This is a genomic window from Sphingorhabdus sp. M41 (genome assembly GCF_001586275.1).
In the GTDB taxonomy this organism is placed as follows: domain Bacteria; phylum Pseudomonadota; class Alphaproteobacteria; order Sphingomonadales; family Sphingomonadaceae; genus Parasphingorhabdus.
In genome coordinates this window covers 2,558,627-2,571,552 of record NZ_CP014545.1, presented here as the reverse complement: position 1 = coordinate 2,571,552, position 12,926 = coordinate 2,558,627, and the positions used below count along the sequence as shown (strand labels likewise).

13 protein-coding genes are annotated in these 12,926 nt (G+C 54.8%); 8 read left to right on the top strand and 5 right to left on the bottom strand.

From position 1 onward, the window contains the following. Positions 1-103 precede the first annotated feature (103 nt). Together AZE99_RS12175 and AZE99_RS12170 are read right to left on the bottom strand one after the other, a co-directional pair. Positions 104-2,707 carry a DEAD/DEAH box helicase gene (locus AZE99_RS12175; protein ID WP_067201513.1) on the bottom strand — a complete coding sequence of 868 codons (2,604 nt, stop codon included), beginning with the start codon at positions 2,705-2,707 and terminating at the stop codon, positions 104-106. Next, positions 2,707-3,681, bottom strand: coding sequence for a HamA C-terminal domain-containing protein (locus AZE99_RS12170; RefSeq protein WP_067201511.1), 975 nt, complete (start codon positions 3,679-3,681; stop codon positions 2,707-2,709). Before AZE99_RS12170 ends, AZE99_RS12175 begins: the two co-directional genes overlap by 1 nt. Before the next feature lie 425 nt (positions 3,682-4,106). Here AZE99_RS12170 and AZE99_RS12165 point away from each other — a divergent pair, with 425 nt between their 5' ends. The 3 genes from AZE99_RS12165 (at position 4,107) to AZE99_RS12155 (ending at position 6,876) form a co-directional block, all read left to right on the top strand. After that, entirely contained in the window at positions 4,107-5,069 is a 963-nt protein-coding gene (locus AZE99_RS12165; protein ID WP_067201508.1) for a sulfite exporter TauE/SafE family protein, read from the top strand. A gap of 114 nt (positions 5,070-5,183) precedes the next feature. Continuing rightward, positions 5,184-6,191 carry a DNA topoisomerase IB gene (locus AZE99_RS12160; protein WP_067201505.1) on the top strand — a complete coding sequence of 336 codons (1,008 nt, stop codon included), beginning with the start codon at positions 5,184-5,186 and terminating at the stop codon, positions 6,189-6,191. Positions 6,192-6,510: 319 nt separating this feature from the next. Further along, on the top strand, positions 6,511-6,876 hold the full coding sequence (locus AZE99_RS12155) for a PRC-barrel domain-containing protein (protein ID WP_067201502.1): 366 nt from the start codon (positions 6,511-6,513) through the stop codon (positions 6,874-6,876). Positions 6,877-6,981: 105 nt separating this feature from the next. On the opposite strand, the gene AZE99_RS12150 is transcribed toward AZE99_RS12155, so the two are convergent. Both AZE99_RS12150 and AZE99_RS12145 read right to left on the bottom strand, forming a co-directional pair. Further along, entirely contained in the window at positions 6,982-7,173 is a 192-nt protein-coding gene (locus AZE99_RS12150) for a DUF3008 family protein (RefSeq protein WP_067201500.1), read from the bottom strand. Between the two features lie 48 nt (positions 7,174-7,221). Further along, the gene (locus tag AZE99_RS12145) at positions 7,222-7,716 is read right to left on the bottom strand and encodes a pyridoxamine 5'-phosphate oxidase family protein (RefSeq protein ID WP_231862605.1); all 495 of its coding nucleotides are present in this window, start codon (positions 7,714-7,716) and stop codon (positions 7,222-7,224) included. A 217-nt stretch (positions 7,717-7,933) separates the two neighbouring features. Between AZE99_RS12145 and AZE99_RS12140 the strand changes: the two genes are divergently transcribed. From AZE99_RS12140 to msrA, 5 genes are all read left to right on the top strand, one after another. Further along, entirely contained in the window at positions 7,934-9,208 is a 1,275-nt protein-coding gene (locus tag AZE99_RS12140; RefSeq protein WP_067201497.1) for an O-acetylhomoserine aminocarboxypropyltransferase, read from the top strand. Next, positions 9,208-9,510 carry an alkylphosphonate utilization protein gene (locus AZE99_RS12135; RefSeq protein WP_067201494.1) on the top strand — a complete coding sequence of 101 codons (303 nt, stop codon included), beginning with the start codon at positions 9,208-9,210 and terminating at the stop codon, positions 9,508-9,510. Before AZE99_RS12140 ends, AZE99_RS12135 begins: the two co-directional genes overlap by 1 nt. A gap of 73 nt (positions 9,511-9,583) precedes the next feature. Further along, positions 9,584-10,786 (top strand): pyridoxal phosphate-dependent aminotransferase, encoded by a 1,203-nt coding sequence (locus tag AZE99_RS12130; protein WP_067201491.1) that lies wholly within the window; start codon positions 9,584-9,586, stop codon positions 10,784-10,786. 475 nt (positions 10,787-11,261) lie between these two features. Then, positions 11,262-11,417, top strand: a complete 156-nt coding sequence (locus AZE99_RS16160) for a hypothetical protein (RefSeq protein ID WP_156472245.1) — start codon at positions 11,262-11,264, stop codon at positions 11,415-11,417. Positions 11,418-11,423: 6 nt separating this feature from the next. Next, positions 11,424-12,161: a peptide-methionine (S)-S-oxide reductase MsrA gene (gene msrA / locus AZE99_RS12125; protein WP_231862604.1), complete on the top strand. Its 738-nt coding sequence runs from the start codon at positions 11,424-11,426 to the stop codon at positions 12,159-12,161. A gap of 213 nt (positions 12,162-12,374) precedes the next feature. Here the strand turns inward: msrA and infC are convergent, their stop codons facing one another. Continuing rightward, positions 12,375-12,914, bottom strand: coding sequence for a translation initiation factor IF-3 (gene infC / locus AZE99_RS12120; protein WP_082788356.1), 540 nt, complete (start codon positions 12,912-12,914; stop codon positions 12,375-12,377). Positions 12,915-12,926: the final 12 nt, after the last annotated feature.

The window sequence follows — 12,926 nt, the reverse complement described above, 5'->3', positions numbered from 1 at the left end:
TTCTTTAAAAAAATCTACTGCGTCTCCTTTGCTGGCAAAATCGCATGATCCTATAGAAATTGGCTGTTTGGGCATTTTAATTCCTAACCGGTTGTCGATATATCTAAGTCTCAATCTGCAGTTTTTCTATTTTTTGTCTAATTTCTGTTACGATGATTGTAGGGATTTCTAGACCTTCGAGTTGTGAATTATATTCTTGAAACCAAGCAATACATCCATTTTTGTCGAGATCATCTCGAGCAATTTTTTCGTACATAGCAACAGCACTCATTCTTGACAGCCCAAGTTCCATAAGTGAAAGTAATGTAAGACTTGAAACTCCGAATTCCAACGCTACGCCAATATCAATCCCATCATCTATAAGATCTTCTCTCTCAACCTCTTTTAAAAATATCTTTAGTATATCCACATATGCAGAAATATATTTGGGCGCTTTAAATCTAGCGGTTTGCTCGACTATTTCCATTGTCTCGCGAATAAGCACGGGTAATTTGTAAGTCTTATTTGAGTTTTCTTGATATTCTATCCGCTTTTTAATTATTGAAGACAACGAAAACCCTTTGAGCCATTCTAGCACAATCAGAGAATGCAAAGGAACCAATCCATCTGGCTGAAAAGCCGGAAATAAATTGGCGTTGATCCTGCGCATGATGGTCACGAAGCGATCATATGAATCGATACTGTCGGCTGGTGCAGGAAGTAAATTTTCGACGTCACCTTCGTATCTTCTGAAAGTATTCATCAGAGCTTGTAAGCTAACGGCACTGATGCCAGGATGACGAACAACGATGTCCACCGACAGATCAATGGTTGACGCAAGTTCAGACAAAATTTGATCAAATTTTTCGATTTCTGTTGCGTTATGGCGCTTTGCAAACGCCGCCTCAGAAACTGAGCCTAACCTTAAATAGGTACTCAGCAAATAGGCGCTAACTTGTTCGAACTTATCGGAGCCTTCGAGGTCCTGAATAAGATTATTCTTTCTTCGTTCAAGGTAATCAACCATATCTTTTGCATCATCAAGAACGGAATCCGTTTCTCTCTTGATTGGATATCTTGCGCGGGCGGGTACACCACTAGGCCAAGCGGTTTTGTCAATTGGATCTATGCACAAAATATTACCTTGGAATTCATTTCCCCAGCGGCCAGCACGACCAGCTAGATTCCAGAAGTCGTGCGGTTCCATCGGTTTTCCTCGCCCTTTTCGTGGACCACGAAGTACGATTGTACGACACGAAAGATTGACACCTTCGATTAGAGTCGAAGTACATACAAGAAATCGAATTTTCCCCATTCTAAATAGGCGTTCTATTTCCATCCGTATTAACGATGGCATGTTACCATAGTGGAACGCAACTCCACTTTCTACTAAAGGAGCGAGCTGATACTTGCGGTGAACTCCTTTTCGGGCCAAGTCTGCTAGTGCGGCTAATTCTGGGTCAATCTCGCTTTCTTTCGGCAAGACTTGTTTCACCAGCATTGCGACCTGTTCTGCTTCTGCTGCACCGTTAGTATAAACTAAGGTGCCGCCTCTTTGTCCCGCAGCAGCAGCAATAAAAGCCAACCGCTTGCGCAAGCCTGCAGGAGAGCTACCTAGTTGAAGTCTTCCAATATCATGCTCTTTGTGACCCGTCCGAAGTGTCAGATTCCATTCTTTTGGCTTCCGAGGAACTTGCTCTGCTACAATAATGTTCTGCAAAACCATTGGCTTGTCGCTATCAACTGATAGCGGAGTGATGTTTGCAGGCGCATCGTCTAAAAGTTCACCGGGATTCTGAGTTGCTGGACTAACAAATACAATCTTCAATTCGAGATTATTTCTTGAAACTCTTTCTATTGCGTCTTGTAGAATGACCCCTCTTTGATGGTCTCCGATTTTATGAGCCTCGTCCACCACTAACAAGTCTAACGTCAATTTATTCTCAAGCATATTTGCTAAAAGATGAAGTCTCTCTTGAGTGAAAACAAAAATTAGTTTGCGGCCTTCTTTTATCGCGGCAGTATATTTATCAGCCAAGGGGAGTGAAGTTATTTCAATGTTATCTGACTGCGAGAGGATTTCCCGCAAGCTATCTTCAATTTCCGTCACCAGCGCTCGAGTTGGTGCTAAATAAATTGTGATCTGCGCTAGACCGACACGCATTTGATCAACGACCCACTGCAGTACTAGGAAAGTCTTGCCGGACGCTGTAGGAGCAGATGCAGAGAGCCAGCTACCCTTCTGGCCTGCTTTTTCCCAGAACTCGCTTTGAAAGTCATTCACCGGCAGCCATTCTCCCGCCGATTGAACCAATATCGCTTGTGTTGCATCGCGGCGGGATGCCTCTAATCTCATCGATACTCCCAGTCTGTCCTCTAGGTTTGGTTCCAAATATCCTCGTTGTTCGGCAAGCTGTACTGCACGTCGATTCGATAATTTCTCAAACACTACCGCCGCTGCATCGCGGATCTGAGGTGGCGTTTCCAGAGTCATGGCAGCGGTCGCGATGCGCAGCGCGGCTTCTTGTTGATCACGTTTCTCTGAACGTGCTAAAATGCTACTAGCTAGTAGTAGCTGCTGCCAATCAACGTTGTTGGTTTCAGCGGCAATGTCGAATTCCGTATTCACATTGTCTAGCTCAGCAGCGGCAGTCATTTTTATGAGTTTGATCAAATCAGCGTTGATGCCTTCGTTGACCAACCAATTTTGTAAATCTGGCAGCGACATCAGCGGTGTCCCAATGCTTTTAATAGTGCAGATCGGAAACCATCTGCCGATGGGATGGGCACACAGAAAAATTCAATATGAAATCTTTCTAATTTCTCGACCGATATTCGATTTCTGATTTGTTTGACCCAGTTTTCTATTTCCGCCTTGGCAGCGTTAGAAATTTCCTCAGCAACAGCTTTTGTGTCGTTTGCAGGATAAAAGCCTGCGTCAAATCCGACAAGTGCAACCCCACAATATTGAACCCGATTTGAAAGCGCGGTCGTTTTATCAAAATACTTTTTAAATGCAGCAGTCAGTGCTGGGTCATTCAGATCAGCTTTGTCACTTAACAGCACCAAATCACGCTCTCTGGAGGAACCTTCATGATCAGTTTCTGTCAAGAAAAGGGCCAAAGATGCAAGGCAATCGCGGATAGCGTCTGAGGCCCCACCATAAACTTTGGATTCACCCCAATACAGTTTCAAAAGACCATCGTCATCAACACCTGCATAGACACCATCTGCGCCGTGATAATGAACGCGAGAATCCGTCTTTAAATCCATTTTGGAGAGCACTTGCGGTAGTTTTAGAAACCGTTCTGCAAGGAGGAAAAGAAGCATTTCTCCACCTTCTCCGGTATTATTCAAGTCTGTAAATGTGCCCATTGCTTGATGATGAAGCGCAGCTACCGCGCTTCCAGAATTGTACTTTGCGTCCCTCTCTTGCGCTTCTTTGAGTTTACTTTTTGGAATCGCATAGTCGACAATTGCGTGGCGCATGAATTCTATCAAACGTTCGACGCGGATGCGGCTATTCCCGTCCACCGTTAAGCAATGGCAGTGAATTTTGATTGCCAACCCGTCGATTTCAATATCTTGGTCAATTGCAACCAAATGAACGTCAAGCTCATCTGGATCGCCCGACAGGACGCCCTCTAAATCATCTGACGTAAATTCAGGCAGGGAACGATCTCCATTGATGTATAGGGACATTAGTCCAGAACTAAAGAGTTACAACAATATTGTTATCGATAAGGAAGGATTACAGCGACACTGCACGCAATTTCAACCTCTCTCCATTATCCAGTCACTCTGGCGCATGTCAGAGGTTTTGACATCTTCACGAGTGCGTTCTTAAGTCGAACAACCTAACCCGGCGTACTTCGCAAACGGAAATGTGGTCTGGATCCCGGCCTTCGCCGGGATGACGGTTTTGTTGGTGTGCGAGTCTAATGAATGAGAGTAGGTGAAGGGCCGGATTTTGATGGCGCGCTGTCACCGGCTTGCAGTCCCCCAGAAAAATAACGGGAAAGCCCGTCCCCAAAAACCCCACAACCCACTGTTCCTAATCGGGAAACCTCTCCACCCCCACCCGATTACCTCTTGCATCGCACCCCGCCTTTGGCCAACGGAAAATCATGACCAATCCCCCCCGTCGATTCACAGCACCGGCGCAAGGCCGTCTCGTAATCTGGGGCGCTGCCGTCCTGCTCGCGCTTTATGCCGGCATCTTGCTGTTTGCCTCTTATGATCCCGCTCTGCTGGGTCAGCTCTGGTTTCTGCCCGGCATCGGGGCGCTGGCGGCGGTGATTGCCAATACGTCGGGGACCGGGGGCGGGGTGGTGTTTGTGCCGGTGTTCAACGGGCTGCGCGAGCACGGGGTCATGGCGCTCGATCCGCTGCGGGTTACCGCCGCGTCGATGGCCATTCAATGTTTCGGCATGACCATGGGCGGGCTGCGCTGGACCGATCGCCTGCTGCACCAGCCGGTTGCGGCGGTCGCTGGCGCGGCTGGCGCGGGCTATGTCCGGGTCCGGCCGCGCGATTTTGCCATGGTCATCGGGGCCGTGCTCGCTGTGTCACTGCCGGCGATGCTGGCGATGCAGCGGCTGACCATGGTCGACGGGCATCTTGTCCTGCTTGGCTACAAGATTTTTTCCATTTTTCTCGGCCTCGCGCTGATCATCACCACCTGGACGATCAATCACAACCGGCCGGAACGCGCGCGGCTGGAGAAGGTCGACATAGTGGTCCTGCTGCTCATCGCGATCCCCGGCGGCGCGCTCACCGCGCTCTTCTCGGTCGGCATCGGCGAGCTGGTCGCGCTCTATTTGTTCATCCGCCACTATCCGGTGCTGCTGTGCACCGGCACCGCCTGCGTCATTTCATCGGTTAGCGTGCTGGTGGGCAGCATCTGGCATATTCAGATCGGGACAATATCGTGGGAGATCGTGCTGCTGGCAGGGCCGGGTGCGGTGCTGGGCGGCTTTCTGGCCCGTCCGATCGCGCTGTGGCTGGGCGCGAGAAAGCTCAAGACGCTGGACGGGACCTGGATTGTGCTGTCGGCGGTTTATCTGATTGTGCTGAACTGGGTTTATTGAGCGGTGCGGCGGGCGGCCTGACCCGCCTCGATTTCGCACCGCGAAGCCGGATCTGGATGTCGATAATTCACCATCCCTCCGGGAACCGAATATCGCGGCCAGAGTTTTTCGCTCATGATCCATGATTCTTCACTCCGTATCCCCAGCCTGGTCTATACCAGCGACGATGAGCCCGGCATCTCGCGGGTGCGGCGGGGGCGGGGGTTTCAATATCTGCTGCCCGACAGGAGCCCGCTGAAATGCAGCGTCGAACTGGCGCGGATCAGGAAGCTGGGCGTGCCGCCCGCTTATACCGACGTGTGGATTTGCGTGAAGGCCAATGGCCATATTCAGGCGACCGGTTTCGATGCGGCGACGCGCAAGCAATATCGCTATCATGACCAGTGGCGCGTCTATCGCGATCAGCAGAAATTTGAGTCGCTTTCCGAATTTGCGACGACGCTGCCGCGGATCCGGCGCAAGGTGAATGAACTGCTCAGGCCCGAGGGGGCGGCCGATGTGCTGAGCAAGGATGTGGCGATTGCGGCGCTGGTCCGGCTGATTGACCGGACCGCGATCCGGGTTGGCGGGACATCCAAGATGAGTAAGGGGGCGACCACGCTCGACAATCGCAATGTGACCTATGGCGAAGATCTGATGCGCCTGCGCTATCGCGCCAAGGGCGGGAAGAAAGTGAGCTGCAGCCTGCGGGACACGCGGCTGCAGAAGATATTGGAGCAGATCGACGATCTGCCCGGCAAGCGACTGTTCCAATATGTCGGCAGCGACGACGCGGTGCATCCGCTCGACAGCGGCGACGTCAACGACTGGCTGAAGGAAGCGTCGGGCATGGACAGCCTCAGCGCCAAGATGTTCCGCACCTGGCACGGCAGTGTTGCCGCGATGGACGCGATCGCTTCCGAGGAAAACCCGACGATCAAGCAGGCCTGCGAAGCCGCCGCCGCGACCCTGCGCAACACGCCGGCGATTTGCCGCAAGAGCTATGTCCATCCGGCGGTGTTCGACCTGATCGAGATGGAGGCCGGTGAGCGGCTGGCTATGATTGAAGGCAAGAGCGCGAATATTACCGGCTTGCGGGTGGGAGAGAACCGGTTTGTCGGGTTGATCGGTGGGGGACGTTGAGGGCGTTGCTCTCGGCTGTTAAGATCGTCGTCCCAGCGTAGGCTGGGACCTAAACCGCTCTAGTTTTCGCACACCGCTGATTGGTTTGGATCCCAGCCTACGCTGGGATGACAGTTTGGGTAGGCCAAGCAAATTAAGCAAGCAGGTGCAGCATCCTTGGGCTTCTCCCCACCCTCAAAAAATTTCCGAAAATATCCGGAACAATCCGCGCGCGCGTCCGTAGATTCCTTGTAGCCACAGGGCATTGGCCTTCCCCCTTTCTACGGGCCGCCGTGGGGCTATCCCTGACAAAGGGCCCTGAAAGCTAGAGGAGAAAAAAATGATGTTACAGGACGAGAAAAACCACAGCGTGATCGGCAGCGACCGCGTCGACGGCACCGCTGTCTATGGCGCGGACAAGGAGAAGATCGGCAAGGTCGACAAGCTGCTGATCGACAAGCGCGGCGGGAATGTCACCGACGTGATTATTTCTGCGGGCGGCTTCCTTGGCATTGGCGACGAGAAGCACAGCATCCCGTGGTCGAAACTCGATTATGACACCGACCTCGGCGGCTATTGCATTGACGTGACTAAGGAGCAGCTGATGGACGCGCCGCGCTTTGGCGGCAGCGAGCCGGATCGCCCCTATGACCGCGACTATCAGGCCAGCGTCTATGAATATTGGACGGTGACGCCTTACTGGTAAGCAGCGACAAGCCGTTAGGCTAAATGCAAGAAGCCGGGCGAAAGTGATTTCGCCCGGCTTTTTTGTTCCTGGTGGATGTGGCCGGTTCAGGCCCGGCAGAGGCGGCTAGTCGTCGCCGTCAACCTTCTCGGGCAGGCCGTCGTGATCGGTGCCGGCATAATCTTCCAGCTCCTTTTCGCTCATGCTGTCATACATGTCCTTCGACGCGCCCTTGAGGTCGCCGACCTTGGTCTCGCCGCGCCTGGCGGACAGCGCCGCGCCGGCGGCGCGTTGCTGGGCTTTGGATTGTGCGGGCATGGCCTGCTCCTTTTTTACTCTATCAACAGCAACGTTACCGGCCGCGCCTTACAGCGGGACCTTCGCATGGTCGCCCATTTCATCGCCGTTCATCGTCATGCCGGTCATCATCTTGAACATGCCGACGACGCCGGGATCGGCTTCCCAGATTTCCGCGTCGGCGAGGTCGAGGCGCAGCATCAGCAGGCTCGGGTCCTGCCGGCCCTGTTCATACCAGGCTTCGACCGGCTTGCTCCAGTGCTTGTCGATGATCGCCGGGTCGGTTTCCTCGGTCAGATTGCCCGAGACGCAGGCGAAGAGATCATGGCCCTTGGAGACAAATTGCATCATCGCCGGGCCGCCTTTGGCCAGCCGGTTGTCGCGCGAGGTGTAGAACCAGATCGCGCTGTTGGCATCCTTGTCGAGCTGTGCGCGCATCGGGATGCTATGCTGACGATCGCCGTCGAGGCCGATCATCACGAAAGGGCTGTCGGCGACGGATTCCCAAAATTCTTCGCGGATATCGTCGTGGTCGCTTGTCTGGTTCATATCTTTGTTGCTCATGGTCGGTTTCCTTTTTCTGTTTCATCCAACCAACGCGCAGAGCGGATAAAGTTTCAAAATAATCGGGAAAATTCGGGAGATATTGTGGTGCGCGGGACGGCGCCGACAGGATTCTGCCCCGGAATGATCCAACTGGTGCTACCCTGTCACATGCCAGGTTGCGGTGAAGGCGCATTGATATTAGGCACGCGGCTTATTCTTCCAACAAGGATGTATCATGACCCACAACCTCGAAACCATGGCCGTCCACGCCGGCACCGAGCCGGATCCGACGACCAATGCCAGGATCACGCCGATCTACCAGACGGCCTCCTATGTTTTCGATGATGTCGATCATGCCGCCGATCTGTTCAATCTCGATGCGTTCGGCAATATCTATACCCGCATCATGAACCCGACCAACGGCGCGCTGGAAGGCAAGATCGCGGCTATGGAGGGCGGGGTTGGCGCGCTGGCAGTGGCTTCGGGCCATGCGGCGCAGTTGATCGTCTTTCATGTGCTGATGGACCCGGGCGCGCATATTGTTGCCGCCAAGAAACTCTACGGCGGCTCGCTCAACCAGCTGGCCCATTCGGTGAAGAAATTCGGCTGGAATGTCACCTTTGTTGACGCCGACAATATGGACGAGGTCAAAGGCGCGATCACCGATGACACGCGCTGCGTGTTTATCGAGAGCCTCGCCAATCCCGGCGGCGTGGTGCAGGATATCGCGGCGATTGCCGATATCGCCCATGCAGCCGGTATTCCGCTGGTGGTCGACAATACGATGGCCTCGCCGATGCTTTGCCGCCCGATCAAACATGGCGCGGATATTGTTGTCGAGAGCGGCACCAAATTTCTCGGTGGTCATGGCAACAGCCTTGCGGGCCTGATCATCGACAGCGGCAAGTTCGACTGGACCAGGAGCCCGAAATACGCCTTCCTGAACCAGCCGAATCCATCTTATCACGGCAAGGTCTTTACCGATGCCTTTGGCGAGATGGCCTTCATTCTGGCGGCGCGCGCATTGTCATTGCGCGATCTCGGACCGGCGCTGGCACCGCAGAACGCCTTTTACATATTGACCGGCATGGAAACGCTGGCGCTGCGCATGGATCGCCATTGCGAAAATGCCCTGACCCTGGCGCAGTGGCTGACAACGCGCGATGAGGTCAGCTGGGTTTCCTATGCCGGGCTGCCCGACAGCGAATATCATGCGCTGGCGAAGAAATATCTCGATGGCCGTGGCGGCGCGGTGTTTACATTCGGCCTGAAGGATGGATATGAAGCGGGCACCAAGCTGGTCTCGGCGGTCAAGCTGTTCAGCCATCTCGCCAATATCGGCGACACGCGCTCGCTGATCATCCATCCCGCCTCGACCACGCACAGCCAGTTGTCCGGAGACGAACTGGTCGCCGCGGGTGCCGGTCCGGACGTAGTGCGGGTGTCGGTCGGGATCGAGCATATCGACGATATCATCGCCGATATGGCCCAAGCGCTGGAATCCTTGTGATGAGCGATGCGGCTGGCGATTATGTTTATGATGAAGAGACTGGCGAGTGGCTGAGTCCCGAAGATGCTGCTGTCCAGTCGGCGGGTCCGGAAGTTGTCGATGCGGTTGGCAATGTGCTGGCGGACGGCGATGCTGTCACATTGATCAAGGACCTCAAGGTCAAGGGCGCTGGACAGACGCTGAAGCGCGGGACGCTGATCAAGTCTATCCGCCTGACGGGCGATGCGCAGGAGATCGATTGCAGGCACGACGGGATCAAGGGTCTCGTGCTGCGAGCCGAATTTGTTAAAAAGCGGGCCTGACTGATTCTCCCTGTTGCAGTGCAGCAACAATGATATTAGGCAGTCACGCTTATTCCTTGCGACAGGACTTCCCATGACCATGATATCCAAAGCTCTCGGACGTATCCAACCCTCTGCCACCATGGCCATGACCGGCCGTGTATCCGAATTGAAAGCGCAGGGTATTGATATTATCGGCCTGTCCGCTGGCGAGCCGGATTTCGACACGCCCGATTTCATCAAGGAAGCGGCGATCAAGGCAATCCGCGAAGGCGAAACCAAATATACCGTCGTCGATGGCACGATGGAGCTGAAAGAGGCGATCGCCGGCAAATTCCTGCGCGACAATCACCTGACCTATGCGACCAACCAGATCACCGTGAACAGCGGTGGCAAGCACACCCTGTTCAACGCGCTGGTGGCGACTCTGGACGAAGGCGACGAAGTGATCATCCCGGCGCCTTATTGGGTCAGCTATCCCGATATCGTCAATTTTACCGGTGGCACGCCGGTGATCGTAGAGGCCGGCGCGGATCAGGGATACAAGATCACCCCGGAGCAACTGGAAGCGGCGATCACGCCGAAGACCAAATGGCTGATCCTGAACTCGCCGTCCAATCCGACCGGCGCCGCCTATAGCGCCGAGGAACTGAAGGCACTGGGCGAAGTGATCCTGCCGCACGAGAATGTGATGGTGATGACTGACGATATGTACGAACATATCTGGTATGCCGATTTTCCCTTTTCGACCATCGCCGAAGTCTGCCCCGATCTTTATGATCGCACGCTGACGGTCAACGGCTGTTCCAAGGCTTTCTCGATGACCGGCTGGCGCATCGGTTTTGCCGGTGGTCCGGTCTGGCTGATCAACGCGATGCGCAAGCTGCAATCGCAATCGACCACCAACGCCTGTTCGATTTCGCAGGCCGCCGCAGTGGCCGCGCTCAACGGCCCGCAGGATTTTCTGGTCGAGCGCAACGCCGCCTTCGAACGCCGCCGTGATCTGGTGGTGTCGATGCTGAATGATACGCCGGGCCTCGAATGCCCGACGCCGGACGGGGCCTTCTACGTCTATCCTGATGCCAGCGGCCTGATCGGCAAGACCACGCCAAAGGGCGCGGTTATCAAGACCGACGAGGATCTGATCACCTATTTCCTCGACGAGGCACAGGTCGCAGCGGTGCATGGCGCGGCTTTCGGTCTCTCGCCGGCCTTCCGCATCAGCTATGCGACATCGGAAGAGATTTTGACCGAGGCCTGCACGCGGATTCAGCGCGCCTGCGTTGCGTTAACTTAGACCTCAAGCGCCGGGCGGGCGCATTTTCCTTGTCTCGCGGCAGTTCGCTGCGCTCACGCCTCCGACGGGGCGGGCTAACGCCCGACGCGCGGTCGCGCTTGCCTCGCTATGCTCGGTTCCGCGTTCCCAATTTTAGCTGGTCTCTAACCGAGGCGCAGCCGAGGCAAGGCCGACCGGCCGCCGCGCCTTGTGGCGCGAAAGCCGAGGGCGCGGATGCGCCCGCCCGGCGCTTGAGGTTTGATCAAAACGCCCCGTCGGAGGCGTGAGCGCAGCGAACTGCCGTGAGACAAAGGGCCCCCTCCCGCCCGGCACCCGTAGGCTCAACAAACACCCCTCCCGATAGAAAATCTTCTCGCTGGCAAACTGAATATGACCTTGTGATCAGGTTCACAGCGGCGACAGGATTATTATATTAATTGCTGTAACCAACAGGCGGGACGACTCGAATTGTCAGATGACCCCCAAGGAACCGACGATGATGAAATTTTTCAAATCCGATTTGACCTATAGCCTCGGCGGCGGCTTTGTCGCTGGTGCATTGCTATTATTCTTCATGCAGCCCGCAGAGCAGTCCGACATCGGTCAAGACCTGTCGTCCACGGTCAGCGTTGCTGCGCAGATAGCGAGCTAGGTTCCGGTGGGGCCGATCCTCTCCCGAACAATCGCATTTGGCGTCAGCCTGGCCTGTGTCGCCGTGGTCTGGGCGGGTGTGCAGAGCGCGCTGCCCGATGATCTGGACAATCCGCCGGCATTTGTCGCGGAGGCCCATGCTGCCGAGAAAGCCACGATCATCCCGATGCCGCGTGTCAGGGCAGGGGAGACCGGAAAACGAGCGGTAGCGATTTTCGCCGGTGGTTGTTTCTGGGGCGTGGAAGCTGTGTTCGAACATACCAAGGGCGTTATCAGCGCGTCTTCCGGCTATCATGGTGGCAGCAAGCGCAGTGCTTCGTACAAGCTAGTCAGTGCTGGCCTGACCGATCACGCCGAGGCTGTGCGGGTGGTCTATGACCCCAGCAAGATCAGCTATGGCCAGTTGATGCAGATTTTCTTCTCGGTCATAGCCGACCCGACGATGCTCAACGCGCAGGGTCCGGATCGTGGCAAACAATATCGCAGCGCGCTGGTGCCGATGAACGCCGGGCAAGCCAAAGCGGCTCGCGCTTATATCGCGCAGCTTGAAAAGGGCGGCTACTGGAAACGGCCGATCGTGACCCGGGTCGAAGCCTATAAAAGCTTCTACACTGCCGAGGCTTATCATCAGGATTTCATCCAGAATAATCCGAACCAGGGTTATATTGTCCGTTGGGACAAGCCGAAGATTGCCAATCTGAAGCGGCATTTTCCGACTCACTATCGGGCCAGTCCCGTATCCTGAGACGCGGGCCGTTTAACTCGCTGTTAGCTTCGCCCTGTTATATGAGGGCAAGCACAGAGGATAAAATGGTAAACCATGAATTTGAAATTGTGATCGCAGGTGCGGCCCTGATCGTGGGGATCGCCATGCTGTGGTTTGCTCGCAGTCAACCGGACTGATCGGCCAATAGCCGCGGATCAAAAAAAAGGCCCCCGTCTCCGGGGGCCTGAATGATTATTTGGGGCTGAGCACCATCAGCATCTGTCGGCCTTCCAGTTTCGGATAGGCCTCGACCTTGGCAGTCTCTTTCATGTCGTTTTGCACCCGGACGAGCAATGCCATGCCGAGTTGCTGGTGCGACATTTCACGACCGCGGAAGCGAAGGGTGACCTTCACCTTGTCGCCATTGTCGATGAACTTGTTCACATTGCGCATTTTGACGTCATAATCATGATCGTCGATATTCGGACGCATCTTGATTTCCTTGACGTCCTGAACCTTCTGCGTCTTGCGTGCGGCATTGGCCTTTTTCTGGGCCTCATATTTGAATTTGCCGACATCGAGATATTTCGCAACCGGAGGCTGCGCGTTCGGAGAAACCTCGACCAGGTCAAGGCCAACTTCTGCTGCTCGTTCGATCGCTTCCCTCGTGTTCATCACGCCAAGGTTTTCGCCCTTGTCGTCGATAACCCTTACGGTGTCGGAATTGATCAGATCATTGAAGCGCGGGCCGCCTTTTACAGGCGGCGTGGGGCGACGAGGTGGTGCAGCTATGTTAAATACTCC